This is a genomic window from Leclercia sp. Marseille-Q4284, from assembly GCF_916618945.1.
Lineage (GTDB): Bacteria > Pseudomonadota > Gammaproteobacteria > Enterobacterales > Enterobacteriaceae > Enterobacter > Enterobacter tamurae.
Genome location: NZ_CAKAKG010000001.1, coordinates 1894364 through 1921331, shown reverse-complemented (window position 1 = coordinate 1921331; position 26968 = coordinate 1894364). Strand labels below are relative to the sequence as shown.

The window sequence follows — 26968 nt, the reverse complement described above, 5'->3', positions numbered from 1 at the left end:
CTTACAGCAGCTGCTTGCTACGCAGGAAATCACGGGCGACCTGCTGCGGTGACTGATGATCGATATCCACCTTCTTATTGAGCTCGGTGATAACGTCGTTGTTGAGCTGGGCGGAGAGCGTGTTCAGCGCCTCCTCCAGACCCGGATTGGCTTCCAGCGTGTCCTTACGCACCACCGGGGTCACCGCATAGCTCGGGAAGAAGCCTTTATCATCTTCCAGTACCTTCAGGTCGAAGCCCTTCACGCGCCCGTCGGTGGTGTAAATCAGCCCGGCGTCGACAAAGCCGTCGCGCACCGCGTTATAGACCAGACCGGGGTCCATCTGGCGGATCTGCGGGCGATCCAGCTCCAGGTTATAGGCGGCCTGCAGCGGCTTCATGCCGTCGCTGCGCCCGGAAAACTCGAGGTCCAGACCCAGCATCCAGTTGTTGTCCGGGTCGGTTTTACGCACCTGCTCGACCTTAGCGACCAGCTCCGACATGGTGTTGATATTTTCCGCTTCGGCGCGCTTACGCTGCATGGCAAAGGCGTAGGTGTTGTTCATGTCCGCTGGGTTGAGCCACACCAGACCATGTTTGGCATCAAGACGTTTCACCGTCTCGTAAGACTCCTGCGGGGACATGCGTTTGTTGATGTGGTTAAAGATGATCAGCGACGTACCGGTGTACTCCCAGGTCATGTCGATCTGCTTGTTGATCATCGCATTGCGGGAAATCACCGTCGCAATGTTGGTCTGGGGCTGCACCTGGAATCCTTTCTTTTGCAGGTACTGCACGGTCATGGCCGAGAGAATATGCTGCTCGGTAAAGCTCTTGGTCGCCAGAATCAGCGGCGCAGCGAGCGCCTGGCTGGAGAAGAGCGCGGCGGCGCACAGCGCCGTCAGGCCGGTAAACAGTCTCATAGAAGCTCCTTGTTATAATTATCGCGCGAGATGCGGGCTCATCAGACGACCCAGCGCCGCCAGCAGCGTATCCAGAATCAGGGCGAACAGGGCGGTGGCCGCCGCGCCCAGGATCAGGGTCGGGAAGTCGTTCAGGTAAATACCCGGGAAAATCAGCTCGCCGTAGCTGCTGGCACCAATCAGGAAGGCCAGCGGGGCAGTACCGACGTTAATCGCGGTAGCGATGCGGATCCCGGAGAGCATCACCGGCCAGGCATTAGGAATTTCGACCTGGCGCAGACGCTGCCATTTGGTCATTCCGATCCCGTTCGCCGCTTCCAGTAACGACCCGGGCACCGAGCACAGCCCGGCATAGGTGTTACGCACAATCGGCAGCAGCGAGGCCAGGAACAGGGCGATAATCGCCGGGGTATCGCCAATGCCAAGCACCACCATCGCCAGAGCCAGAACGGCCAGCGGCGGCAGGGTGTTACCAACGTTAAAGATCTGCATCACGTATTCGGCGATACCTCGCGCGGCCGGACGGCTCAGCAAAATACCGCTGGGGATACCGACCAGCAGAGCGAAGAACATGGATGAGAAGACTAAAATCAGATGCTGTTGCCCGAGATAGACCAGGTCAACCTGGCGCGCTTTGATCGTCTCGAGCCCAATTCCCCAGACGAGGAGGGCGACGACCACAATAATCGCGCCGACAAAAAGCAGCGAACGTTTGAATAATGGATGCATTGCGATGTGTCTCCCTGTGCGCATGCGTTATAGCAACCACCGGTTGCCTGTTGTTATGCCATGAATCGGCAGGGGTAATTGAGCTATAGCAAGCGTTTGGGAAGGGTTCCAGCGAAGCGGCGAAATCAGTAACCCGATGAATATAGGGGAAATCATGGGTTAAGCCTTATGGGATAAGGGCCGATCAGGGGTCAGGCAGAATAGTCTTAAAGATAAATTCATTAAGTGACACCGTCACTTAATGAATGGGCGGCGTCCGTTATTTGCTAAACGCAGCGCGGACTTTTCGCACCCGTAGCGAGGTATTAATGATGGAGAAGGTGGCCACGAAAACCAGCATCAACCCCAGCGCCAGCATCGCATGAAAACCAAACCACCTGAACAGTATCAGCCCGGCAATACCCCCGGTGATAAACGAGAAAAGGGTGGTGAGATGGGTTTTAAGCTGGCTTCTCTGAGCTGCTGTATCTTTGGAGTAATCCCGGCGTAGCATCGCCACCACCACGGAGGCGAGCGAAATGCCTGCATCGGTTAAGGTGCCGGTAATGTGGGTGGATCTTACCCGACCGCCGGAAAGCTGGGTGGAGGTTGAATTATGGATCCCCATCAGGCCACAGAGGAAAACAATAATTTCCCGATTGGTGGTGAAGGTATGGAAAAACATCTCATACAGAGAGACGCCGGCCAGTAATAACCCTTCAATAAACAGAACCTGACAAAAAATGAGCCGCACATTATGCATGATGCCCCATAAAACAATAATTCGCGCAATGATTGCGCCCGTCACAAATGACAGAATAATGGTGGCAAAGAAAATAATATCGTTCAGATCCGTTGAGGAGACTTCGCTGGAAAATTGTGAGGTGTTGCCGGTCATATGGGAAGGAAAAAAACCGAAGGCCCCCAGCGCAATGGCATTCAGTAATCCTGCGGAGGTAGCCAGCCAGAGGGCAAGCCGACGATCCTCCTGATGCGTTCGTTCTTTCTTGAGTTTAATCAGCAAAGAATACCTCCGGTTTGAGCTTTGCCTGAATAATCAGGCTAGCAAAGACAATTCACGGGTTGTCCAGGATAGCGCTTAATTATTACGGCACCGGAGGCCTGTATGGATTTAGTAATTAATTAAAATAACCCTGCTAAGAAAGCGATTATTAAGCATCGCTCGGGCTATGTTCATAGCATTCCATTATTCCCGTGGCGTAAAAAAGCCTCGCGCTGATTTAAGCGTTCAAACCATGCCTCAATGGCGGGAACCTGCGGCTTTTCAAACGGGGTCATCTTCCAGCGGTTCACCGACAGCCCCAGCACCACGTCGGCGAGGGTAAAGGTCTCGCCCGCCACCCATGCCCCGGTGTGTTGCAGCTGCTGCTCAAGGATCATGATGTGGTGGTTCCACTCCTTAATTCCCGCCGCAATCCGCGCTGGATCGTTAAACTCCGGATTTTTGCGCCCCAGCGCCGGGAAGACGTAGCGCCAGGCGTTATTGAATTCCGTTGCCTGCCAGTCCATCCAGCGCTCTATATTGGCGCAGGCCTGCGGATCTGCGGAGAGCAGGTCATCGCGTCCGGTTTTGCGTACCAGATAGCGGCAAATGGCATTGGATTCCCACAGCACAAAGTCGCCGTCGATCAGTACCGGCACCATGGCGTTCGGGTTCAGCTTGCGGAAGTCGTCGGTTTCCGTCGAGGCAAAGCCGCTGCCGTAATCTTCCTGCAGATAGTCCAGACCGGCTTCTTCACAGGTCCAGAGTACTTTGCGCACGTTGATGGAAGTGGTTTTGCCGAGGATTTTAAGCATGGTGCAGGCATCCTTTTTAAGAGTGTTTAAGAGCAGGTCAACCCTAAATAGGGTAGTAGTTCCTTCTGCCTTTATCGCGTTAGTCTGTTTACGACAAAAGGACCACAACAAGAAGCACGGTATGGAAATTATTTTGATGCGTCATGGAAGGCCTGCTTTTACAGGTGCTTCAAGAGTAACAAGCCTGGAGATGGCAGAGTGGATTTCACACTATAATCTCTCAGATACGGGCAGCGATATGCCCCCGCAATCCAGTCAGGCGTTAGCATCCAGCGCACTGCAGATCCTGAGCAGTCCTCTTCCCAGAGCGATTTCCTCCCTGCACGCATTAGGGCGTACACCGGATCGCATTGATGACGTCTTCAGAGAAGCTGACCTGCCCGCATTCCATATACCCGGTATTAGGTTAGCCCCCACTTTATGGGCGTCGGTTTTCCGTATTATGTGGCTGTGTGGCATCTCCCCTCATGTTGAGCCCCTGGCGACAGCTAAACAACGCGCCGTTCAGGCTGCGGATATCCTCGTAACATGTGCAAAAGCATCAAACGGCCCTGTGCTGCTTATGGGGCATGGGGTGATGAATCGGCTGATTGCGAAGGTACTCATATCGTTGGGCTGGAAAGAGCGTCGTCGACAGGGTAGAGGTTACTGGAACGCAGGAATCTACCACTTAGACTAAGTTAAGATGTTGATTTTCCGCGGCTATTTGCAAAGAATTTGGTAACGTGATTCTCCTGTCACCTTAGCGTGCAATTGGATTAATAAAGGAATGGTTAATGAAAGCAAGGGTGCTTTTCAGTCTCTGTTTTTTGGCAATGTCATCTCATGCCGCTGCCTATACGCAGTTCAAACCTGCGATCTTAAATGCTGCGCTTTTGTTCCAGCATGATGCAACAACCGGCAACGTAAAACATAGCCTTCAATGGGTCCGGGACGTTGAGGGTAAACTGCAGGTTATGACAGAAGTGAGATATGACCCCAGCGGGTGCTTTACCCACATCAATATGATCGACAGGGCCACTCCCCGGGAATTCCATCTGGTAAACAAGGATGGCGTACTGAGCTCATTCAAAGGCGAGCGTATTACTGGAAAAATCAATAAACGCTGCGAAATTACCGAGCTTGAGAATAAAAAGGGCAAGTTTTTGCTCAGCTATAATGTGCGCGGGTTGCTTGAAACGATGGTTGATAAAAGTACGGGGGAGGTTGTAGAACGATATGAATATCAACATAGCCAGTTCCCTGTACGGGTAAGAAACTACAAAGAGCGACTGGACAAGCGGATCTATTACCCATCCGGAAGCGCGCAATTTATTGATTCAGAAATAGTGTCAAAAGGAGAGGAGGGCACTGTCCGGGTGAAGCAGAGCTGTGCTTACACCCCAGATGGCAATGCAGATAAATGCTCACTGATAACCTCCACTGATGACAACTACCGCGGTTCTTTCTTCCTGTGGATTTCTAATCACGAAACAGAGTACTTCTGAGTTTATAAAACATGTTAAAAGTTATCGCCGAAGATTTTATCAAACCCGAGTTCGTCGACGTCGTTCTCCCTTTGTACCGCGAACTCATCGCGGCGACGAAGAAAGAACCCCTGTGTATTGCTTATGATTTGTACCGGGATGAAAAGGATCCAGGGCATTTTATTTTCATTGAAGAGTGGCCCGACCGCGCAGCACTCGATGCGCATTGTGCCAGCGAGCATTTCACTCGGCTTGTTCCTTTAATTGATCAATATGCGCGTAAAGCCGCGCAGTATATCCTGATGGATGGTCGGGTGGAGCCGGAGCGATAAAGTCAGTACCTGGGGCAGGGGTGACGGGGACAGCGGCGCTGAGGGTGCGCATTAAGGGAAGAGCGGACATTAACATGTAACATATCAGAGGCGTTAAGTACCGGCAGAATTATGCTTCGAAATAAGGTACTGACATTACAACTTTTCTTTTTTGCCTATAAAGCGTAACTTGTGCGAAAATGCGTTAAATCTAGAAGGAATATGGATAAATAGATGTATAACTGGAATTTAGTTGTGATAACGTTGTTTGGAGTAACTTACTTTCCATTTTTATGGCTTATAGGGATGAGGACCAGCGCTAAAAAAATACTCGTTAAAAATCAGTTTTATGAAATAGATCCCGGGGCATTGATACCCAAATGGGCTCAAATCAGTACACAGTTATTTTTTTATGCACACTACTGCTTTTTTTTAATTCCGCTGACAATGATCAGCTGGCTACATGGATTAGCTGCGTTTGGAGCGGGTGTTTTAATTTTTGGTTTTACCCCCCTGCTATCCTGTAGTTATCCGGGAATATTTAAACGAAATGCTATGCGAGTGTATAAAAATGACCCAAATGCTGGACGCCAGTTGATAAAGATTCTAAAGGCCGCCAACTGGCGATAACCCTATCTGTAAGTTCGGTAATTGAGACGAGTTTTTCTTCGCGATTATTGCATTTTCTCAGTTGAATGATATCGGCAGGGCTATACCGCACCGCTGAACGCATCGCCCTATACCGTGTTGCCCGCAAGCCCTAAGTGACATTATTTGTCATGATCAAGAGAGAGGATCAATAAGGGCACATAATAAAAAGCGCGGGCAAAAAGCGCTAATTAATCGACTTAACTCAAATTGACGCTGATTATCCGATCCGTAGGCGTAACATTGTATAAGTGGTAGTTAAGATTAATCTTAGAATTAACGGAAATAAGAACTATTCATTAGAGATGCTGAATGTTTTGACGTAAATTTATTCGTAAAAAATTTTGTTACAAATCCTACGAATTTATTCACAACCAAGGACGTTTAGCGTATGGGGATCTTAAAACCTGGTTTATTACTGACTGCTTTTGTACTGACTGCATGTGGTGGCGGCGGTGGTGGTGGTGGTGGCGGTAGCGACAGTACGCCCCCGGTAACCACTGCGCCTGTGCAAACGGATAACGGCAATCCGGCTCCCACACCGGAAACCCCTGCCACGGCACCGGTCAGTCTGACCACCGGTGGTACCATTTCTGGTTGGACCTACACCACCCCGGAGGGTCGTGAATACGTTATGCGCGGCACCGGGATCTCTGCGGGCCTGACGCAAACCCAACGGCTCACCCGTGACGACCGTTCCCCGGTCTCCTCAACGTCATGGTGCTGCGGCCGCATGAGTTACACCACGTTCGGTACCTGGACACAGTATGAAAAAGGTCAGCATGAGGTCTTCTACACCGGGGATGCCACGCTGGCGGCTAACGTGCCAACCCAGGGAACGGCGACCTATGTGGGTTACGGTATGCGTGAAAATATCCTGAGTGATGCTCGCTTTGACATTGATTTCGCGGCGAAAACCATAAACGGTACCATTGCCGGAAATGAAGTCTTTGGTAGCGAAGTTGCGATGCAGGGCAACATTGCAAACGGTGGTTTCACCGGTAGTGCGCAATCCGGTGAGCAGGCGGGGACCTTCACCGGTCATTTCAATGGCCCCACGGCTGAAGAGTTAGGCGGTCTGGCGCAGTTTGCAGACACGACTAAAAACGCATCCTTTGGCGCGACACGTCAATAAATCGTTTTCCGGTCAGCCTGGCTGACCGGACCTTCAGATGGTAAGCCTTTCTATGAATATTTTGCGTACTGGCGCACTGAGTTTGCTGTGCCCGCTCAGCGTTGCGTTTGCTGCGCCGCCGGAAACCGACTCGATTCCTGCTGCTCCCCACTTTGAACGACTGACCACGCCGGACAAGCGCACCGTGCCTGGCGAAAAGACGCTGCATGTTACCAATGCTCAACTGGCGGAACAGCCAGAGCTGGCGATGGCGCTGCTCGATCAGGCCATTCGTGAAGAAAAATGGCCGATGGTTCGTGCCATTTTACCGGTCTATGCGGCGTCACCCAATCCGGATTCTACCCTGATTCATTTTGCAAAAGCCGGTCTGGCGCGCAGTCAGGGACATTATGCAGAGGCGATTGAACACTATCGCGCTATTCTGAGCAGTCATCCTGACTTTGCTGCGGTGCGTCTGGATTTAGCGCGTGCCATGTTTGAAAATCGTCAGTTTGACGCCGCTGATTATCAATTTCGTCGTGTATTACAAAGCAATCCGCCTGAGAATATTCAGCAGGTCATTGCACAATATCTTGAGCGCATTCAGAAGGGCAGCGCATTAACGGGTTCATTCAGCGTAAGTTATCTGAATGACAGCAATGTGAATAATGCTTCATCAGGTAAAACCATTCGGGTTGGCGATCGCCTGTTTATTCGTAATAAGGATAGTTTTCCTCAGCGCGGAGAAGGTTTCTGGTTCAATGGCGCATTACAAAAAGATGTTCAACTCTACGATCAGCATGGCTTGCGATTCCTTGGTACGGTAAATGGTAAGAGTTACTGGAATAATCATGATTTTGATGATATTACCACCCGTGCTTATGCCGGATATCAATGGCGTAATTTCCGCCAACAGTTTGCCCTGTTGCCCTTTTATGAAAAAAGATGGTATGGCACCGAGGCGTACTCTTCTGGCCCTGGTGTTCGTGCCGAATACAGTTATTTACTTACCCCTACCTGGCAGGTGAGTCAGGCGCTGGAATATCAGAAACTGGATTATGATGATGAAGATTATCGATTCTTGCGCGGACAAAATCGTTACTCTTCCACAACCCTGTCCCATGCCTTCAGTAACCGGGTGTCAGGATTTGCCGGCTTCGATCTGCTCGATCAGCAGACCTTCACTCGCAGTGAATCTAACCATCGGGTAGGTTTGCGCAGCGGGGTGCAGGTTGATATGCCCTGGCAACTCTCCTTTGCCGCCACCACGGCCATTGCCAGACGCAATTACCAGGCCGACAGTGATATCTTCTCGACACGACGGAAAGATAACGAACAGATCTATAACCTCTCGCTCTGGCATCGCGACCTTTATTTCTTTGGGGTTATGCCGAAACTGAATTTCACCTATAAACGGGTCGATAGCAATATCGATTTCTATGATTATCAACAGCGGAATGTCACGCTTTCTCTGGATAAGAACTTTTAACAGACGTTGGCCAGCACTTTTTACTGAGTATGCAGAAAAAGTCTAATACGAAAGGGTGAAATTAACATGAAAAGCACGCTCCGGCGTGTTTTTTTATTTTATGGGTTGGTAAAAGGTAAATGTGGCTGCTAACTTTTGGAGCGGTGCCCAGGTGTTGCGTGATAATAAGTAGTCCTTAGCTGGATAATGATAAATACGAAAAAAGCATGACATTTTAAATCTGTCTGTACTTTTTTGTTTATTGTTTAGCTATAAAATTTCCGTCATTTTTTAGTCATGAATAAATGAAAAGCTCACGTTAAAACAGAGAAAAAGGGTTAGCTATGTTCAGAGTTTTCTGCTCCTCTTGCGTCATTAAACCCTTGCGTTCAGGACGATACTTATTAATGGTGAGCATGTTATTCCCGACATGGGTATATGCCGAAACTTCTACCTACGACGAACTTATTATTCAGGCTCGGGATGGCGACCGCCAGCCTTTATTGCAATACCTTGCCGTTCGCGAAAAGCAGACCCAGTTAACGGCGGGAGAGATTGCTGACTGGCTTCAGGTTTCCTCATGGGCCAATAATGACGTCGAGACGCTGGCGGTATGGAATCGTTATCGCCAAAGCATGGACATCCCTGCCAGAGGGCAAATCGCTGCCGCCCGCGCGCTGCGTAACCAAAAGCAGTGGAATGCCTCGCTGGCCGTCTGGGAAACCGTTCTGCAAACTGAGCCCGGTAATAGCGACGCGCGCACAGGCTGGATAATGACGCTCGCAGATGCCCATCGCAACGAGCAGGCCATCACCGAAGCCCGGCGCTGGGTAGACGAGGAGCCGGGGCCAGAGAGAGAGGCCCTGCTGGCTTATGTTTATCATGCTCAGGGGAAAAACTGGGATTCAGTCCTGGCGGCCAGCCAAATCGATACCGATTCAGACCACAACAAAAACGTGGTGCCCACGCTGCTGGCTGCCATGTCGGCCACCCGCATTGCCGGCCCCGCGCTGACCCTTTCAGAGCGCTACCCCCAGCCTGATGCCATTACACGTCAACTTGAACTGGATGCGGCGGCGCAAACCGTCCGCGCTGCGTTCACGCCCACCCGCAATGAAGATGAACGATTCCTGGTGGCCGATAAAGCCCTGGCTCGCTATGACACGCTGATTGCCGCGTGGGAACAACAGCCCGAGGCGCAAGGTGATGTGCGACGCGCCAGAATTGACCGGCTGGGGGCGCTGGTGATCCGTAAACGCATGGATGAGGCGATAGCCGAATTTGAATCGCTCGAGGCGAGCGGAACGCCGGTTCCTGACTACGCCAGAAGATGGGTCGCTTCTGCCTATCTTGCGCAGAAGCAGCCGGACAAAGCCGAGTCGCTGCTGGAAAGCATCTATTTTCCGCGTGGCTCGACCCTGGCATCACAGCCGATGACCATGGACGATCAACAGGAACTGCTGTTTGCCCGTCTCGATAACAACCATTTCGACGAAGCGGAGCAGCAACTGGATGCCTACACCAGAGAGAGCCCTTATCTGCAAAAGGTCTATGGCTCTCCCACGCCGCAGCCCAATGACAGCTGGCTGCTGGCCAGAACCTTACGAACCGAATACCTGGTGGCCGTCAATAATTTGCCTGCAGCCGAGACGCATGCGGAGCAGTTGGCGCGTACAGGATCGGGTAACCAGGCACTGCGTATTGCCTATGCGTCAGTGCTGCTGGCGAGAGGATTACCTCGTGCCGCAGAGCGCGAACTTAAGCTTGCCGAAGTCCTTGAACCCAGCAACCTCGAGCTGGAAAGGCAACAAGCATGGACGGCCATGGAGCTTCAGGAGTGGAAGCAGGCCGACGAACTGACGAAGGATGTGGTCACCCGCAGCCCGGATGACGCCGCCACGTTGCAGCTTGAACGACTGATGGAGGTGCATAACAAAGCTGAACTGCGGATAGCCGGGTCTCAGGGCATCTCATCCGACAGTCCGGTCAGTGGCAAAAATGATTTTACCCTCAACGCGGCGCTTTATAGCCCACCCATTAACCAAAACTGGCGACTGTTTACCGGCTACAACTTTGCCCGTGGCGATTTTGAGGAGGGGAAGGGAATAAGTCGGGACCTGCTGGCGGGCGCGGAATGGACGTCAAGGAATAGCTGGGCCGAAATGGAGGTCTCCGGGCGCAACGATGGCAGCGATCAGAAAATCGGCGGACGTCTCTCTGGCTGGTACGATTTCAGCGACAGCTGGCGGGTCGGGGGCTCGGCGGAGCGGCTATCACGTAACACCCCGCTGCGTGCCCTGCGCAATGGGGTAAACGCCAACGGTGGCGATCTGTGGTTGCGCTGGTATCAGAACGAACGACGCGAATATCAACTTTCACTTTCCGGCGCCCATTTCACCGACGGCAACGATCGACTGGAATATGGCATCAGCGGTAAAGAACGCCTCTGGACGCTGCCACGTTTTACGCTGGATTTTATCCCCGGCATCGGCGGCAGCCATAACAGCAAAGAAAATGTGCCTTATTACAACCCCAAACGTGATGTTTCGGCGGTTGCAGGGCTGCGCGCCGAACATGTGCTGTACCGCCATTACGAGACGGTCTGGAAGCAGCAGTTTGAGGCGGGGGCGGGCGGTTACTGGCAAAAGGGGTACAGCGCTGGGGCCATCAATCAGTTAGGTTACGGGCAACGTATTCAATGGAATAACGTAGTGGATGCCGGGGTGACACTTACCTGGGATAAGCGTCCTTACGACGGTAAGCGGGAGCGCAATATTGCCCTCGCATTTGATCTGAATGTCAGGTTTTAAGGGCGCTTGATGATGAAACGATGGCTTCTCGCCGCGAGGGTAATAGTTGGGTGGATGATGATGAGCATGTGTGCACTGGCCGCGGCACCGCGTTATCTTCCTCCCGCCGAGCGGCCGGCGCTGTATGCGGATCAGCGCTGGCCCACAAACAGCTTTCTGGTGCTGGGCTGGCATGACGTGGAGGACGGTGCCGCCGATCAGCGCTATCTGTCCGTGCGCACCAGCGCCCTGAACGACCAGTTTGCCTGGTTGCATGATAACGGCTACCACCCGATTAGCGTGCAGCAGGTGCTGGATGCCCATGCCGGAAAAATCACCTTGCCTGAAAAGGCGGTGATGCTGACCTTTGATGATGGATACAGTAGCTTCTCGACGCGCGTTCTGCCGCTGCTTCGGTTGTTCAAATGGCCTGCTCTGTGGGCGCCTGTCGGCAGTTGGGTGGATGCACCGGAACATTCGCTGGTGGATTTTGGCGGATTAAAGACGCCGCGGGAAAAATTTGCCACCTGGAAGATGGTACGCGAGGCCAGCGAATCGGGGTTGGTGGAAGTGGGGGCGCACACCTGGGCCTCCCATTACGGCCATCAGGCCAATCCGCAAGGCAGTAAGGAGCCCGCAGTCGCTAACCGTTTTTACGATAAAACCAGCGGACAGTACGAAACGGATGCGCAGTTTGAACAGCGTATTCGTGCTGACCTGTCGCGCATTACGGGCAAAATCGAAGAGGTCACCGGGAAAGCACCGCGAGCCTGGGTCTGGCCCTACGGAGCGGCGAGCGGGACCACACTGAAGCTCGCGCATCAGCAGGGTTACCAGATGGCTTTCACCCTGAACCAGGGGCTGGCGAATGCCGCAAATCTGGAAGATGTTCCCCGGGTGCTGATTTCCAATAACCCTTCGCTGCGTAGCTTCGCCAGCCAGATAGCTCAGGTCAGGGAACCTGAAACCATGCGGGTTATGCATGTCGATCTCGACTATGTGTACGACAAAAACCCGACTCAACAGCGTAAAAATATCGATCTGCTCATTCAGCGTGTTTTCGATATGAAGATAACCCATGTCTTTTTACAGGCTTATGCCGACCCGAAAGGGGACGGCAACGTCAATGCCCTCTATTTCCGCAGTCGTTGGCTACCTATGCGGGCGGATCTGTTTAACTTCGTTTCCTGGCAGTTGCAGACCCGTGCCGGGGTGAAGGTTTACGCCTGGATGCCGGTCCTGGCGTTTGGGTTAGACCCCTCTGTGCCACGCGTGGCGGCCTGGTCGTCAGACACCGGACGAAGTGCGCCAGATAATCGCCAGTACTTGCGCTTATCACCCTGGAATGCGGTTGCCCGGCAGAGAATCAACGACATTTACGAGGACCTGGCGCGCCACGCCAATTTCAGCGGCATCCTGTTCCATGACGACGCTTTTTTGACCGATTTTGAGGATGCCTCCCCGGATGCGCTCAAAGCCTATCGTTCAGCAGGCTTCCCGGACGACCTCGCGCAGATCCGCGCCAACCCGCAACTGCTGGCGCGCTGGACGCGCTTTAAAAGTCGCGCCCTGATTGATTTTACCCGACAGCTCACGCAAACCGTGCGTGCGGTGCGCGGTCCACAGATCAAAACCGCCCGCAACATTTACGCCATGCCGATACTGGATCCGCAGAGCGAAACCTGGTTTGCGCAGAATCTGAATGATTTTCTCGGCACCTACGACTGGACAGCCCCGATGGCGATGCCGCTGATGGAAAATGTCCCGGTCAACGATGCCAATGCCTGGCTGGACAGACTCGTCGGGCAGGTAGCCCGTTTCCCGGGCGCGCTGGATAAAACAGTTTTTGAACTTCAGGCCCGCGACTGGCGTAAGGGGGCAGGGCAGGACAACATTAGCGGTGAAATGCTTAACGGGTGGATGCGGCAGCTCAAGCTGAGCGGTGCCAGAAACTATGGCTACTACCCGGACGATTTCATTAACGATCAACCCCGGATGGCAGAGATCCGTTCTGCTTTTTCCTCCTACTGGTATCCGCAAAAATGACCGATCGCCTCATCGCCTTCTTGATCCTTTGCCTGATGTTCAGTTTTCCGCTCGGCGTGGCGGTGATTTTTACCGGTGAAGTGATCCTTGATTTCGTCTTTTTCTGGCCGCTGTTTATGTCGGCCCTCTGGATTAGCGGTGGACTTTACTTCTGGTTTCACCGCGAGCGCCACTGGCCATGGGGGCCGGGCACACCGCCACCTGTACTCGAAGGTAATCCGCTGATTTCCATTCTTGTGCCGTGCTTTAACGAAGGGTTGAATGCCCGTGAGACTATCGAAGCGGCGCTGGCGCAACGTTATGAAAATATAGAAGTGATTGCTATCAATGACGGTTCTATCGACAGCACCGCGGCCGTGCTGGACAAGCTGGCGAGTGAATATTCGCGGCTGCGGGTGATTCATCTGGCGGAAAATCAGGGTAAAGCGGTCGCCCTGCAGGCGGGTGCTGCGGCGGCACGCAGTGATTTTCTGGTGTGCATTGATGGTGATGCGCTGCTGGATAAGGATGCGGCAGTGTATATGGTCGCCCCGCTGCTCAATTACCCTCGCGTGGGGGCGGTGACCGGTAATCCGCGTATCCGTACGCGTTCAACGCTGGTGGGGCGAGTCCAGGTGGGGGAGTTTTCCTCTATCATCGGCCTTATCAAGCGTACCCAGCGCGTCTATGGTCAGGTCTTTACCGTTTCCGGTGTCATTGCCGCTTATCGCCGTCGCGCCCTGGCAGAGGTGGGATACTGGAGCCCGGATATGATCACGGAAGATATTGATATCAGTTGGAAGTTACAGCTGCGCCACTGGTCAATTTTCTTCGAACCTCGTGCGCTGTGTTGGATTTTGATGCCCGAGACGCTAAAAGGGCTTTGGAAGCAGCGTCTGCGCTGGGCACAGGGGGGCGCGGAGGTATTTATTGTCAATATGCGTCGCTTGTGGAGCTGGGAGTACCGACGCATGTGGCCTCTGTTTATTGAGTTTTGTATGTCAACCGCATGGGCCTTTGCCTATGCCGTCAGCATTCTGTTGTTTCTCTTCGGGCTGCTTATTCCGATGCCCGATTCTTTATATGTTCAACACCTTTTCCCACCGGCTTTTACTGGCCTGATGCTGGGCGTGGTCTGTCTGTTGCAGTTCGCGGTCAGTCTGATTATTGAAAGACGCTACGAGAAAGGTATTGCGGCGTCTCTGTTCTGGATTATCTGGTTTCCGGTGGTGTACTGGATGTTGAGCCTGTTCACTACGCTTGTGGCTTTCCCGAAAGTCATGCTGCGCCGCAAACGCAGCAGAGCTCGTTGGGTGAGTCCCGATCGCGGTATTGGGAGATTAAAACCATGATCCAACCTTTAATTTTTACTGAACAACGGCTGTTTCCACGCGCGCTGGATGCCCTGTTAACGATCGTGGCCTGGCTGGGGTTTAGCTGGCTGATTTACAATGGTCTGATAACCGCAATTGAACATGATCCTTTTATAGGGACCAGGCCGTTCTACACCACGCTCAGTACGCTGAGTATCTACCTGCTGGTGGCCTGTCTTATAAGTCTGGCGCTGATCGCCTGGGCAAAATACAACCAGCTGCGCTTTCGTATTGAACGTCGTAAGCGTCGGCCAGAACTTGAGCGCCATGAAGTTGCGGCAAGTTTCAATATCACCCCCGAACTGGCGCTAATGATGAGTCAGGCCAAGATCTTTACCCTCGCGCATTACGAGACGGGGGCAATTGACCGCGTGTGGATGGCGAAAATCCTCGCTGATGTGCAGCGCGAGTAACGAAAAACCTGCCGGTAATTCTGGATGTTTGCTGGCAGGTTTTTTATGGATTGCCTGCGGCTTGCTTAGTACAGGAGGGCATGAACCCTGGCTCATAACGTAACGTCTCAATAATCATCGAGAGTGCCGGCAGGAGCTGACGCTCGCTGGAATAAAATATATGGAACCCCTGACGCGGCGGACACCACGCCTCAAGCACTGCCTGAAGACGGCCATTTTCCAGCCCCGGACGGGCAAGTATCTCCGGTACATAAGCCAGGCCATATCCCGCCAGCGCGGCGTCGAGGGCGGCATACACCGAGTTGAAGATCAGAGGACCATCGACACGGCAGGCCTGAACGCCGTCTCCCTTTTTCAGTTCCCAGGGGCTGATCCCCTCCTTCATAGAGTATCGGGTGTTGATGCAGGCGTGCCGGACTAAATCCTCGGGCGTGAGCGGGAGATCTTTTCCGGAGAGATAATCCGGGGAGGCGCTGCGCGTGGTGCGGATCAGCAGCCGTAGCCCCAGCTGCGCCTCAAGATTGCGGATGGTATGACTTAACGCCGACTGGGAAACATCCAGTTCAGCGGCGGCCCGGGTAAAACTGCGTTCCCGGGCGATAGTGATAAACGCCACGACCAGATGAAACAGAAAACGGCTGAAATTGTTGAAGAAACAGAAAGAGCAGCACACCAGCAGCTCCAGGACAGCGGGATCGATATAACAGATTTCTCTCCTGCTAATCAGAGTTTTTTGATGGTGACGCTCATCCAGAACCTGATAGATCGCGTTCATGGCGGCGATATGGCCGTTGCCCAACAGTTAATAACGATGGAAGCCAAAAGGCTGAACGTCAGCGTAAACGTTGAGGCTGATCAATCGCGAAGTTAGGTCCCGTTTTATGCGCAGCTACATGGTGCTTTCTACCTGACAGGCGCATGGACCTTCACCGGAAACGCTAACGTAGTTTTGCCACCCATTCTTCGCAAAAATCCAGATAGGCCCGCACAAGGGCTGAAGGATGTTTATGACGGGCGTAAACAAGGTGCAATGGCAGGACTTGTTTGGCTGTTTCGGGGAAAAACGCTATCAGCTCACCGTTCTCCAGCCAGGGCCTGGCTAATAAATCGGGGAGCTGTGTGACGCCCATACCACTTAGCGCGTAATATATTAATCCCTGGACATTATTAGTGGAAAAGAAGGGTTCGTATTTTACTTTTTCCGTTCCTGACCCCCATTCAAAAGAACTCTGATTCAGGCTTTCCCAGGCAGCAACAGGAAGTCGGCCCATTTCAGCCAGTGACGTTGGCGTACCATGTCGGGCCAATAATGAGGGACTTGCCACGAACAAAACTTCCACTGTCATGAGAGGTTTAGCAATTACATCATCCGTATTTAAGTTGCCCATTCTTAGCGCAACATCGACGCCATCTTCAAACAAATCAACGACTCTTTCGCTTGAATGACAAAAGACATTGATATCCGGATAGCGCTGCTGAAATTCGATCAGTAAATCCCACCAGATAGAGAAATTAGGGGGCACGGACAGACGTAACTTACCCTGTAAGTTGTGGGCTGAGGTTACCGACTTTTGTGCATCCTCCAGCAATTCGATACCCAGACGAGCCTGTTCAAAGAACTGTTGTCCTTTATGGGTTGGCCTAACACCCTGTCGTGAGCGTTCCAGGAGTTGAACGTTCAAGGCCTGCTCAAGCTCATTAATTTTTCGACTTAACGTGGAGATGGGTACCCCTGTTTTGTCACTCGCCGCAGAAAAGCTTCCGGCATTCATCACCGCGATGAACAATTTCGTTGCATTAAAATCCATTGTTCTTTCCATTTTTGGGAATGATGTTCCTATTTTTAATGATTCCATTCCATTTTTCAAAGGGTAAAATTCTCCAGTCTGATTTTCTCCAGGATTTAAAAATGAATAACCGCGTCACTAAAATCTTAAACATTCGCTATCCACTTATTCAGGCACCCTTGTATTTCCTGACCAATGCGGAACTGGTTGCTGCGGTGTCAAACGCGGGTGGGCTGGGCACGCTGGGTCCCCACGCTGGGCAAGAAAGTCAGCCAGGCTCGCGCTTTGTGGCGCTGGATCGTATGCGGAAGGAGATCCGAAAAGTTAAAAAACTGACGAATAAACCCTTTGCTGCGACCCTGATTAACGGTCCGGATATGAGCTTCTGGCGGCCCACTGCTGAAATGCTGGTCGAAGAAGGCGTTGAGGTAGTGCTTATCAATGAAGTGCTGGATGCAGAGATATTTGAATTCTTTAAAAGCCACGGCATAAAAACCCTTTATCGCGCTCTGACACCCACTATCGCTAATTCAAAAGAAGCAGAGAAATTAGGAGCCGACATCATCATCGCCACAGGTTTTGACGAAGGTGGGACCGTACCGAGCCGGGTGATTGGCACATTCAGCATCGTTCCCATGATCGTTGATAGCGTGAACGTTCCGGTCATCGTTGCGGGTGGAATAGGTGATGTGCGCGGCGTGCGTGCCGCAATGGCTCTGGGGGCAGAAGGGGTCTATGCGGGCACTCTTTTTTTGACTGCGCTTGAAAACCCAGCGGCTGAAAAAGTTAAACGTCTGATTGTCGACTCCACGGCAGAGGATTTGCTGTTGTTCCGCACACTGCCAGCCTATTACCGTAGCTTGCCCACCGATTTGAGTCCTAAGCTGGCAGAGTTAGATGCTCAGAACACGGATCGTGAAACCATGTTTAAGGCAATGAATGGCTATCACTCCCTGTGGCAGGCGATGAGGCTGGGGAATTTTGATCAGGGTGTTGTGTCAACCGGCACAGGTATTTCCGTCATCAAATCCATTCGTCCGGCGGCAGACATTGTTTCAGACCTGATGCAGGACTTTTAAGATATACGACCGGGGCGGCGACCCTGAACTTAACTCTCACGGAGCCATAATGATGAATATTGGGATTCTGGGCGCAGGCATGATCGGCAAGCAACTTGCGCTGAAACTCGCTGCAGCCGGCCATGATGTCGCGATCGCCAATACCCGGGGGCCAGAAACGATTGGCCAGGACTTACTGGCAACAGGGGCGAAAGCCGTGACGGCGAAACAGGCGGTAAGCTCCAGAGAGGTTGTCATCGTTTCAATACCGCTGGAACGCATTCCCGATCTGGCTCCCTTATTCAGCGGCGTGTCAGACGAGGTGGTGGTGATTGATACGTCAAACTACTGGCCTTACAGAACCGGGATTATTAAGGCGATCGAAGCCGGGCAGGTCGAGAGTGAGTGGGTCGAAGAGCAACTCGGAAGGCGAGTAGCCAAAGCATGGAACGCGATCATGTTTAGTTCTCTGGAGAACAAAGGACGGCCAGTCGGTGCACCGGACAGGCTCGCCATCCCGGTGGCGGCTGACGTTGAGTATGACCGCAGGATCGCCATGTCGCTGGTGGAGGATACGGGCTTTGACGCCGTGGATGCAGGAACGATTGCTGACTCCTGGCGCCAGCAGCCTGCGGCTCCGGCCTATTGCACCGATCTCACACGTGATGATCTTATACCTGCGTTGCAGGCTGCTGAACGTGCGCGGTTGCCCATCCGGCGCGAACTCTTTTGGGCGGTTATGCAGGAGCGCGCCGATAGCAAGATACCTATCGACCCGGATTACCCGATTCGTCTGAGCCGCCTTATTCAGATGTAAACCTGATTACAGCGCTTAACTGAACAGCCGGTCTGACAGAGCGGCATTTAGTGAAAAATGTTAACCATCACCAGTGAAGGGGGCGCAGCAATTTGTTAACAACACCTCCGTAATGGATTGATTGGATGAAGGCAACCCGATAACATCCACGCTTTCGGATAAAGAAAATGTCGGTTACCGATTCACTTCTCGCTTTCTCTCTCGCGGCACTCTTGCTTACCCTCACGCCTGGCCTGGATACGGCACTCATTCTTCGAACCGCCTGTGCTGAAGGGGGTAAAAAGGCTTTTCAGGCTGCGCTTGGAATTGATGCTGGCTGTTTCGTCTGGGGAGCGCTAGTCGCGCTCGGTCTCGGCGCTCTGATGGCGGTTTCAGCGCTCGCTTATACAGTACTGAAAATCTGCGGGGCGGCTTACCTTTGCTGGCTGGGCCTGCAATTACTGATGCGCCCCCGAACCTCTTTCAGTCAGAACGCGGATGACACGGCTGCCCACGGGAACTGGTTTATCAAAGGCATGCTCGGAAACGTACTCAATCCAAAGATGGGCATTTTTTATGTGTCGTTTCTACCTCAATTTATCCCCGCCGGGCATTCACCTGTACTCTGGACATTTATCCTCGTCGGCATTCATGTCCTGATCGGCACCCTGTGGTCAGTCACGCTAATCATCTCCACGCACTTTGCATCCGCTATCCTGAAAAGACCCCGCGTTATCAGCGCCATGGATCGTGCAACCGGGGGACTCTTTTTATGCTTTGCCGCCAGACTGGCGTTCAGCAGCCGATAACGGGCTTTAGTGTCGTAGGCCGGGCAAGCGAAGCGCCCCCGGCATGCCTTCTCTGGAGAACGTCCCGCAAACCCCGGTTTATTCAGCCCCCACCTGTAATACATATCCCTTTCGGGCGCTTTGCCACGCCATCACGGCCAGTCCAAGCGCGATAACCGAGAGCAGCGCGCCCGCCCAGTTAGGGGACGCCAGACCAAAACCGGCGGCAATGGTGGCGCCACCGGCCCAGGCCCCCAGCGCGTTACCGAGGTTGAACATCCCAATATTGACCGACGCCGCCATGGTGGGGGCGCCCGCATGGCTGGCGCGATCCATCACCAGCTTCTGGATCGGCGAAACCGTCGCAAATCCAAAGGCCGCCATCAGGAAAACGCAGGCCGCGGCGACAATCTCATTATCCACGCCCAGCCAGAAGACTAGCAGAACCACGGCTTGCGCGGCCAGGGTAATGAAAAGCGTGCCAAACAGGGAACGGTCTGCGAACCGTCCACCAATCCAGTTTCCGACAGCCAGCCCCAGACCAAACAGCACCATCAGCCAGGCCACACCACTGGCGGAAAAACCGCCTTCCTCGATCATCATTGGCGCGATATAGGTGATAGAGGTGAAAAAGGCCGCCGGACCGAAGACGGTAATGCCCATCACCAGTAGAACCTGGGGATCAATAAAGGCGCGCAGTTCTGTCTTTAGCGCAATGGCCTGACCCTTTTCGATGCGTGGAACCAGCAGCGCGATGCTGGCTATTGTCAGCAGGCCGATAGCGGCGATAAGCCAGAAAACCAGCCGCCAGCTGAAGGTCTGCGCCAGCCAGGTGCCCACTGGCACACCCAGCAGGTTTGCCAGCGTCAGCCCGGAAAACATAAAGGCGATGGCACTGGCCTGACGACCAGGCGCCACCAGCGAGGCGGCGATGATCGAGCCAATGCCAAAAAAGGCTCCGTGATTAAAGGAGGTGATGACCCGGCCCACAACCGCCAGAGTCAACGTAGGGGCAATCGCCGTCAGGATATTCCCGAGGGTGAAGATGAGGGCCAGACCGATTAGCATGGTCTTGCGCGGGATCCTGGCCCCCAATACGGTCATCAGCGGCGCACCGACAAAAACGCCGAGGGCGTAAGAGGTCGCCATCAGCCCGGCGGAGGGGATACCGACCTCAAATTCAGCGGCGATTTGCGGCAGTATTCCTGCGATGACGAATTCAGTCAGACCGATTCCGAATGCGCCGACGGCAAGGGCGAAAAGTGCGATGGGCATGTCAACTCCATTATTTCATTTTGTGGTTAATGTTATTAAGTAAAATCGAGTATATTCATTTTTTTATTCTGTGATCGAGGCTGTATGAGCGAGTTTGATAAAGAAAAAGATGGTATTAAGCAGACCAGGCATAAACCGGCAGAACTCGATGCGATCGACCGAAAAATATTAGGCGCGCTGGCAGAAGACGCCGGGCGTAGCTACGTGGAGTTGAGCGAGATCGTGCATCTCTCAGCTCCGGCGGTTCACGATCGCGTGAAGCGTTTAAAGCGTGATGGGGTAATTAAAAACACCGTGGCGGTGCTGGATGGCTGCAAGCTGGGCCGAACGCTGTTAACGTTTCTGGTCATTGATACCAGCAGCTATCAGGCGACCCGGGCGCTGCTGCAGTTCACCAGCCGCAAAGAGGTCGAGGAGTTGCACACCGTGGCAGGGGACGGCTGCGTGTTGATAAAGGTAAGGGCGGCAGATACCGAATCGCTGGAAAACTTCCTGATGGAAATTCAGAGCGTGGAAGGGGTTCGTTCTGTGCGCAGCTATATCGCGCTGTCCACCTTCCTCGAGCGTGGCCCATCGCCGGATTAAAGGCAGTTATTCTCTTGTTCCAAAACGGTTTGCTTAATTCATGAAAACGCTTAGGCTAGCATCGGATATAGGCTTGCTAATCAAAGGCTAAAAATGAAAACAACAAACCCTGAATATACCGCTGTTGATCTATCTGGTTGGGCAAGAAAGGAGCACTTCGAGGTATTTCAGTCGTTTGCTCAATCGACAATTAACCAAACGGTTCTGGTAGACATTACTGCACTGTTAAAGCATATCAAAAAGGTTGGCTGGAAATTTTACCCTACTATGATTTCCCTCCTGTCTGAAATCGTAAACAGGCATACGGAGTTCCGTATGGCCATGAAGAACAATGAGCTTGTCATATGGAACAGAGTTCATCCAAGCTATACCATTTTCCATAATGAAACCGAGACCTTTTCATCCTTATGGAGTCAATACGATGGCAATATTCAACACTTCCAGACGGTTTATTCGGAAGATGTTGCCCGGTACGGGAATAACCTTGCTTATTGGCCTAAAGGTGCGTCGCCGGAAAATGTATTTTTCGTTTCTTCAATTCCCTGGGTGACCTTTACCAACTTTAATATCAACGTTGCTAATATGCAGAACTTCTTTGCCCCCATGTTCACCTTTGGGAAATACTATGAACATGAGGGGAAAGTCTTGTTGCCTCTCGCCATTCAGATACATCACGCCGTGTGCGATGGTTTCCATGTGGCAAGACTGTTCAATGAGTTACAGGTGATGTGTAACGACATAATCCACCACCCGTCGGGGCTGGCTACTTCCCGGTAGCGCTCTTCCGCTCGGTGAACCCGGTCAGCACCACCGCGCTCAGCAGCAAAATAGCGCTCATCGCAAAAGTGCTCTGCCAGCCGATGTGGTCAAACACCATTCCGCCTGCCGTGGAGCCCAGCGCGATTGAGAGCTGGATCACCGCCACCATCAGTCAGTGGGCCTTTTCTGACAGCTATATGGAAGCCGAAGCCGCGCGGCTGGGACTGGGGCTGGCCTACGTCCCGGTCGAGCTGGTGGCGGACGATCTGGAGCGGGGAACGCTGATTCGGGTGTTACAGCGCTACAGCCTGCGCATGGATGGGTTATTCCTCTACTATCCGCACCGCAACGTGTCGCCCGCATTGAGGGCGGTGATTGATACCCTGAAAATCTGAGAATTTTTTGTAGGCCGGGCAAGCGCAGCGCCCCCGGCAGGCCCTTTCTGGGAGGTGCCTCGCAAGCCGCAATCGGGCCCAGAAACACATTCCTCGCTGTCTTACGTACTACCCTGGGACGTTCGTAATCCTGTATTTGCTGCGTGCTCAATGCAGGGTTTTTGAAGGTGATATGAGGAAGGGATCAGCCAGACCTCTTTACTTAAATTCAAGCGCTGCAACAATAGAATCTTCTATTTTCTCCGGCGTAGAAATCGGTGCAAAACGCTTGAGCGGTTTACCGTCGCGTCCAATCAGGAATTTAGTGAAGTTCCACTTGATCCGACCACCCAGCACGCCGGGCAGTTCCGCTTTCAGGTAACGAAACACCGGGTGCGTAGCGGGGCCGTTAACCTCCACTTTCCCGAACATCGGAAAGCTCACACCGTAGTTAATGTTACAGGTCTGCGCAATGTCGTCGGCACCGCCGGGTTCCTGTTTACCGAACTGGTTGCAGGGGAAACCCAGTACTACCAGCCCCTGATCGGCATATTTTTTGTAGAGCATCTCAAGGCCTGCGTATTGCGGCGTGAAGCCACAATGGCTGGCGGTATTCACCACCAGAACGACCTTGCCCGCATAGTCGGCCATAGAGATGTGCTCGCCACGCAGGCTGGTGGCAGTAAGTTGATGAAAGGTCGTCATGTTGGAAACCTCACTCCGCAACCAGCCACATATCGGCTTCGTCAAACATCTCCTCCAGCATGCGGTTCAGCTTCTCTCGATCGCTTTTACTGGCATCGCTGTTCAGGCCGTTGGCCTGCATCGGTTTTACCTTCACCTCGGCATCCGGAAAGATGCGGTGCACCCGGGTGGTTAACTCAGCCAGGATGATCTCCCTTGCACCGGGGAGTCCCGCAACATTTCTTTTGTCGTAAACCAGTTCAACAAACATCACACATCCCCTTAAGTACTGTTTTAATGTACAGCATTCTTACCGGGGTAATGACATCTGTCAACTGCCGCCCGTTATGCAGGCGGCAGTTAATACGTATCAGAATAAGACCGAGTAGTTCAGGCCGAAGGTACGGCCGCGACCTTTGTAGGTATAGAGGTTATCAGCACCGTAGGTTGGGCTGTACAGACCCGGGGCGCGCTGTCCCCATGCGGTGGTGTAATCTTCATCCAGCAGGTTTTCGACGCTGAAGCTCAGCTTGCCCACCGGCAGAAGGTAACTGCCTAAGAAGTCAGCAGTGTTATAGCCCTCAATACGCTTACCGGCTTCGTCTGACAAATCAAAGGTCTGCGTACTTTGCAGACGCAGCGTCCAGTTGCCCGGCGCCCAGGTGACCCATGCGCTCATTTTGGACGGGCTGGCGCTGTCTACCGTCAGCTTCTCCCATTTCCCGTCGACGCGGGTTTCCGATTTGATGACGTTGAAGTTTGAGCCGGTGCTCCACTCGCTGTCGGTGAAGAAATAGTCCACCTGGCCTTCAACACCGTAAATGCGACGCTCGTCATCTTCGACGTTGATGGTCATGTCGCTTTTGTTGATGTTGATGGTTTTGTCGGAGAGCGAATAGTACCCGGCAATCTGCGTGCGCAGGTTGTCCCCGGTGTAGCGCCAACCCAGCTCGTACGCATCAACCTTAATGCCGTCGAGTTTTGAGTCATTCACGTTCACGCTGTTGACCAGACGATAATGGCCGTTTACCAGTTGATAAGTGCCGGAGCCGTAATATTTCGCCAGATCCGGGATCTCAAAGCCCTGGGAGAAGTTGAACCACAGCTGCTGGCGCTCGGTCAGGTGACCCAGAATACCGGCGTTAAACAGCAGGTTGTTGTAGTCGGTTTTCCCGCCCGGTACAGCGTCTGCCGAGGAGGCTCTGCCGGTGGCAATACCCTGCTGTTGGGCGTAACCAATAAAGTCATCGACCTTGTTTTCCGTATACTGATAGCGCACGCCACCGCTCAGGGTGATGGCGGAGAAGTTGTAGCTCGATTGCAGGAACGGAGCGAGGTTGGTGATGCTGTAGCCTGGATAACGTCCCACGTTGTAGGCATTATCCAGCTTCATACCCCCGCTGGCTGCCGCTTTGTTAAGGTCGAAGAATTGCTGATTGGCGTCGAAGGTTTCATGCTCGGCATCGACACCCCATGTCAGGGTCAACGCATCCAGCGGTTTGCTGTTGAGGGTGAGTTTGCCCCCGTAGAAATCGGTCTTTTGCTGGGATGCACCAATGTTGGTGACCCGGCCGCCTGCAAGCGTAGGGAAGGGGTAGTAGGTCAGGCTTTCATCGCGGTAGTAAATCTGAGCGAGCAGATCCTGGCCCCAGAAATCGGTGTTGGAATATTGCAGGTTGATCAGGTGGCGTTCGGTGCCCGGAATACGGTCGGAGTCGAGATTGTTTTTGTTGTAAGCGTCGCCGGAACCGGTCACTGCCGAGAAGTTCTCGCCAAGATAGAGACCGTGCTTACCGTCGGATTCACTTTTGTAATACTGCGTGGTGAGCTGCAGCTGCTGATGATCGTCGATATTCAGGATGCCGGTGCCCATCACGTCCAGACGGTCAGAGTATTGCAAACCGGTCTGGGTATTATCAATGTTCACCTCATTGCCTTTGCCGTCGTACCAGCCGCCAAAGCGCTGATACGCGACGGAAAGACGCCCTGAAGCGTTGTCGTTGCCGCCGCTGACCGCCGCCGCGATGTTTTCGTCATTATCGTTATGGCTATTGAAGCCCGTTTTGAGGCCGGTCTGGAACTCGACTTCCGTTTCCGGCTGGCCCTTTTTGGTGACGATATTGATTAAGCCGCCGGTACTGCCGCCGCCGTAGAGAGAGGTTGCGCCGGAGATGACTTCAATGCGGGAGATATTGAACGGATCGATTGAGTCCAGCTGGCGGCTGTCGCTGCGCGAGGAGTTTAACCGCACCCCGTCGACCATCACCATCATCGAACGGCCACGCATATTCATACCGTAATTGGTTCGCCCCTGGCTGCTGACATCCATCCCGGGGATCAGCTGCGCCAGCACCTCTTTAAGCTCTTTACCACCCTGAACCTGCTGTTCAATATCAGCCTGTTCAATGACCCAGGTGGTCTGCGCCATATCGGTAATGCTGTGGTTTGTGCGGCTGGCGGAGACCACCAGCGACTCTTCTTTTTGTCCTTCAGCCGAGGCATTAGCGGCTAACATCATTAACAAGCACGGGTTTAAAGCCCAGAGGTAACGCGGTTTCATTATTATGATCATCCTGATTTTTCGAGGTGTCAGAGGCGCTAATGCCCGGCACCGCAAGAACACCACCCGCTAAGGTGATAGTGATTATCAAGATGATATGAATAATCATTACAATGTAAACAGGTAATGTTAAAAATGTTTCTATAATGTCTTGATGTTTATGGGGTTTTTGGGGCGAGGCCGATATAAGCAATTTTACGGATAATCCAGAAATCGTCATAACACGTCATCGTCTGCTTTTGGTACTTACGGACAATTGTGAAAGTTCGCTGTAAGCGAGTATCGAACGTTGCACTACTAGTAGAACTGACATGAAAACTGCCAAATTCCCTCAGCTGAGCGGTGAAAGTAGCCAATACCATTGTCGGCCCACATCCAGTTTACTTTTTCTTCCGAACCCACCTGAAAAACAAAGTCCTCAATCCCCACACCATGTTGGATCTCCATCGGATACCCCCCGACTTTCGTTCCCCCGTAGCGGTTAAAATCATCAAAGAAGCTGTCGCTGGCCTGCGTATCATCATTTACCTCAGAAAGGTCGATCATATCCCAGGCGTCCTCCCATCCCGGCGCATCATCATTAACGCTCACCCAGCGAACAGGAAATGGGCGATACGGCGTCTCTAAGTCTGGTAATAACTCAAGCCCTTCAAGCGTGGCATATTCCCGAATAAGCCACCCCTCGCCGTGAGGTTGGTCAAAGGGATGGTGTTCCCTATTGTGAAACAGCACCAGAAGGGCGATGCCCTTTAGTTGTTCAGGGATCACCGGAAGCTCATCCGTACGGATCTGAAGAAGTGGAAACATCGGCTGACCCTTCCAGACGGGCAATCCTTCTCCTGGAAGACAAACACCTTTTAAAAACCAGGACGTCAGAGGGTCTGCACCAGGGCGAAAACCGCCGACCTGTGCCACCGACGCGGGCCGCAATTGGGATCTAAGCTCTTCTAAAACTAATGCACTCTCGCGTTTCATACTGGCTGCCTTGCGTTGGGAGATATTCACTGGGTAGGGCAGTTACAGCGCTGCCGATCGCTGCGCCGCCCTGGTCAGCGTGCTGCTCGAAACTGACGACCCCGCAACACGCTCTTCGCTCTGTGAACGCCTGCTGTAAACCCTCCGCCACCTGGGAGTTCGCAATTGAATCACGGAGGGCATTTATAGCATTTCAGTGTGATAATCAACGGAGTCTGGTCACAGACTCCTTAAAAATTCGGTTAAGTTGATGCTAACTCAAGTCAGTGGAGGTGCATTGCTCAGCCAATATG

General features: G+C 52.8%; 28 protein-coding genes and 2 pseudogenes. 17 read left to right on the top strand and 13 right to left on the bottom strand.

Annotated features, from left to right (window positions below; translation table 11 throughout):
• Position 1: 1 nt before the first annotated feature.
• The 4 genes from osmX to LG383_RS08940 all read right to left on the bottom strand — a co-directional run bounded on the left by osmX (position 2) and on the right by LG383_RS08940 (position 3427).
• Entirely contained in the window at positions 2-901 is a 900-nt protein-coding gene (gene osmX, locus LG383_RS08955) for a glycine betaine ABC transporter substrate-binding protein (protein ID WP_225758911.1), read from the bottom strand.
• A gap of 18 nt (positions 902-919) precedes the next feature.
• Complete coding sequence (osmY, locus tag LG383_RS08950; protein WP_106993783.1) at positions 920-1630, bottom strand: osmoprotectant ABC transporter permease OsmY; 711 nt, start codon at positions 1628-1630, stop codon at positions 920-922.
• Between the two features lie 259 nt (positions 1631-1889).
• Entirely contained in the window at positions 1890-2633 is a 744-nt protein-coding gene (locus LG383_RS08945; protein ID WP_225758910.1) for a YoaK family protein, read from the bottom strand.
• A 170-nt stretch (positions 2634-2803) separates the two neighbouring features.
• On the bottom strand, positions 2804-3427 hold the full coding sequence (locus tag LG383_RS08940) for a glutathione S-transferase family protein (protein WP_106993785.1): 624 nt from the start codon (positions 3425-3427) through the stop codon (positions 2804-2806).
• A 121-nt stretch (positions 3428-3548) separates the two neighbouring features.
• On the opposite strand from LG383_RS08940, the gene LG383_RS08935 reads away from it, so the two are divergent.
• From LG383_RS08935 to pgaD, 10 genes are all read left to right on the top strand, one after another.
• Complete coding sequence (locus LG383_RS08935) at positions 3549-4106, top strand: histidine phosphatase family protein (protein WP_225758909.1); 558 nt, start codon at positions 3549-3551, stop codon at positions 4104-4106.
• A 97-nt stretch (positions 4107-4203) separates the two neighbouring features.
• Entirely contained in the window at positions 4204-4914 is a 711-nt protein-coding gene (locus tag LG383_RS08930; protein WP_225758908.1) for a YnfC family lipoprotein, read from the top strand.
• Positions 4915-4925: 11 nt separating this feature from the next.
• Positions 4926-5225: a putative quinol monooxygenase gene (locus tag LG383_RS08925; RefSeq protein ID WP_106993787.1), complete on the top strand. Its 300-nt coding sequence runs from the start codon at positions 4926-4928 to the stop codon at positions 5223-5225.
• Between the two features lie 213 nt (positions 5226-5438).
• Positions 5439-5834 carry a hypothetical protein gene (locus LG383_RS08920; RefSeq protein ID WP_106993788.1) on the top strand — a complete coding sequence of 132 codons (396 nt, stop codon included), beginning with the start codon at positions 5439-5441 and terminating at the stop codon, positions 5832-5834.
• Positions 5835-6243: 409 nt separating this feature from the next.
• Positions 6244-6987, top strand: coding sequence for a Slam-dependent surface lipoprotein (locus LG383_RS08915; protein ID WP_225758907.1), 744 nt, complete (start codon positions 6244-6246; stop codon positions 6985-6987).
• Between the two features lie 52 nt (positions 6988-7039).
• A complete protein-coding gene (locus LG383_RS08910; protein WP_225758906.1) occupies positions 7040-8455 on the top strand; it encodes a surface lipoprotein assembly modifier in 1416 nt (471 codons plus the stop codon).
• Between the two features lie 323 nt (positions 8456-8778).
• Positions 8779-11244: a poly-beta-1,6 N-acetyl-D-glucosamine export porin PgaA gene (gene pgaA, locus LG383_RS08905; RefSeq protein WP_370635146.1), complete on the top strand. Its 2466-nt coding sequence runs from the start codon at positions 8779-8781 to the stop codon at positions 11242-11244.
• Between the two features lie 9 nt (positions 11245-11253).
• Positions 11254-13269: a poly-beta-1,6-N-acetyl-D-glucosamine N-deacetylase PgaB gene (gene pgaB, locus LG383_RS08900; RefSeq protein ID WP_225758904.1), complete on the top strand. Its 2016-nt coding sequence runs from the start codon at positions 11254-11256 to the stop codon at positions 13267-13269.
• Positions 13266-14600 carry a poly-beta-1,6-N-acetyl-D-glucosamine synthase gene (gene pgaC, locus LG383_RS08895; protein WP_106993793.1) on the top strand — a complete coding sequence of 445 codons (1335 nt, stop codon included), beginning with the start codon at positions 13266-13268 and terminating at the stop codon, positions 14598-14600. The genes pgaB and pgaC overlap by 4 nt, the downstream gene beginning before the upstream one ends.
• The gene (gene pgaD / locus LG383_RS08890; protein WP_106993794.1) at positions 14597-15034 is read left to right on the top strand and encodes a poly-beta-1,6-N-acetyl-D-glucosamine biosynthesis protein PgaD; all 438 of its coding nucleotides are present in this window, start codon (positions 14597-14599) and stop codon (positions 15032-15034) included. Before pgaC ends, pgaD begins: the two co-directional genes overlap by 4 nt.
• Positions 15035-15077: 43 nt before the next feature.
• Here the strand turns inward: pgaD and LG383_RS08885 are convergent, their stop codons facing one another.
• Positions 15078-15650, bottom strand: a complete 573-nt coding sequence (locus tag LG383_RS08885) for a LysR family transcriptional regulator (protein ID WP_370635163.1) — start codon at positions 15648-15650, stop codon at positions 15078-15080.
• On the opposite strand from LG383_RS08885, the gene LG383_RS23025 reads away from it, so the two are divergent.
• Positions 15591-15905, top strand: a complete 315-nt coding sequence (locus LG383_RS23025; protein WP_370635162.1) for a nitroreductase — start codon at positions 15591-15593, stop codon at positions 15903-15905. The two genes, LG383_RS08885 and LG383_RS23025, sit on opposite strands and share 60 nt — an antisense overlap.
• A gap of 67 nt (positions 15906-15972) precedes the next feature.
• On the opposite strand, the gene LG383_RS08880 is transcribed toward LG383_RS23025, so the two are convergent.
• A complete protein-coding gene (locus tag LG383_RS08880; RefSeq protein WP_225758903.1) occupies positions 15973-16902 on the bottom strand; it encodes a LysR family transcriptional regulator in 930 nt (309 codons plus the stop codon).
• 41 nt (positions 16903-16943) lie between these two features.
• On the opposite strand from LG383_RS08880, the gene LG383_RS08875 reads away from it, so the two are divergent.
• The 3 genes from LG383_RS08875 to LG383_RS08865 all read left to right on the top strand — a co-directional run bounded on the left by LG383_RS08875 (position 16944) and on the right by LG383_RS08865 (position 19484).
• Positions 16944-17900 carry a nitronate monooxygenase family protein gene (locus LG383_RS08875; RefSeq protein WP_255639579.1) on the top strand — a complete coding sequence of 319 codons (957 nt, stop codon included), beginning with the start codon at positions 16944-16946 and terminating at the stop codon, positions 17898-17900.
• Positions 17901-17949: 49 nt separating this feature from the next.
• Positions 17950-18696, top strand: a complete 747-nt coding sequence (locus LG383_RS08870; RefSeq protein WP_225758901.1) for an NADPH-dependent F420 reductase — start codon at positions 17950-17952, stop codon at positions 18694-18696.
• 167 nt (positions 18697-18863) lie between these two features.
• Positions 18864-19484, top strand: coding sequence for a LysE family translocator (locus LG383_RS08865; protein ID WP_225758900.1), 621 nt, complete (start codon positions 18864-18866; stop codon positions 19482-19484).
• A 78-nt stretch (positions 19485-19562) separates the two neighbouring features.
• Here the strand turns inward: LG383_RS08865 and LG383_RS08860 are convergent, their stop codons facing one another.
• Positions 19563-20738, bottom strand: a complete 1176-nt coding sequence (locus LG383_RS08860; protein WP_106993798.1) for an MFS transporter — start codon at positions 20736-20738, stop codon at positions 19563-19565.
• An 84-nt stretch (positions 20739-20822) separates the two neighbouring features.
• Here LG383_RS08860 and LG383_RS08855 point away from each other — a divergent pair, with 84 nt between their 5' ends.
• Positions 20823-21323: an Lrp/AsnC family transcriptional regulator gene (locus LG383_RS08855; protein WP_106993799.1), complete on the top strand. Its 501-nt coding sequence runs from the start codon at positions 20823-20825 to the stop codon at positions 21321-21323.
• Positions 21324-21416: 93 nt separating this feature from the next.
• A complete protein-coding gene (gene catA / locus LG383_RS08850) occupies positions 21417-22100 on the top strand; it encodes a type A chloramphenicol O-acetyltransferase (RefSeq protein ID WP_225758899.1) in 684 nt (227 codons plus the stop codon).
• On the opposite strand, the pseudogene LG383_RS08845 reads toward catA, so the two are convergent.
• Positions 22087-22254, bottom strand: a pseudogene (locus tag LG383_RS08845) (MFS transporter); the annotation flags it as partial. The gene catA and the pseudogene LG383_RS08845 overlap by 14 nt on opposite strands.
• A gap of 1 nt (position 22255) precedes the next feature.
• Between LG383_RS08845 and LG383_RS08840 the strand changes: the two are divergent.
• Positions 22256-22477 (top strand): annotated as a pseudogene (locus LG383_RS08840) (LysR substrate-binding domain-containing protein); the annotation flags it as partial.
• 198 nt (positions 22478-22675) lie between these two features.
• On the opposite strand, the gene LG383_RS08835 reads toward LG383_RS08840, so the two are convergent.
• The 5 genes from LG383_RS08835 to LG383_RS08815 all read right to left on the bottom strand — a co-directional run bounded on the left by LG383_RS08835 (position 22676) and on the right by LG383_RS08815 (position 26675).
• Positions 22676-23161, bottom strand: a complete 486-nt coding sequence (locus LG383_RS08835) for a glutathione peroxidase (RefSeq protein ID WP_225758898.1) — start codon at positions 23159-23161, stop codon at positions 22676-22678.
• 10 nt (positions 23162-23171) lie between these two features.
• Entirely contained in the window at positions 23172-23411 is a 240-nt protein-coding gene (locus LG383_RS08830) for a DinI family protein (RefSeq protein WP_106993802.1), read from the bottom strand.
• 99 nt (positions 23412-23510) lie between these two features.
• Positions 23511-25700, bottom strand: a complete 2190-nt coding sequence (locus tag LG383_RS08825) for a TonB-dependent siderophore receptor (protein ID WP_225758897.1) — start codon at positions 25698-25700, stop codon at positions 23511-23513.
• Complete coding sequence (locus LG383_RS08820; RefSeq protein ID WP_225758896.1) at positions 25642-25920, bottom strand: hypothetical protein; 279 nt, start codon at positions 25918-25920, stop codon at positions 25642-25644. The genes LG383_RS08825 and LG383_RS08820 overlap by 59 nt, the downstream gene beginning before the upstream one ends.
• Positions 25921-25997: 77 nt before the next feature.
• The gene (locus LG383_RS08815) at positions 25998-26675 is read right to left on the bottom strand and encodes a DUF1963 domain-containing protein (RefSeq protein ID WP_225758895.1); all 678 of its coding nucleotides are present in this window, start codon (positions 26673-26675) and stop codon (positions 25998-26000) included.
• Positions 26676-26968 lie beyond the last annotated feature (293 nt).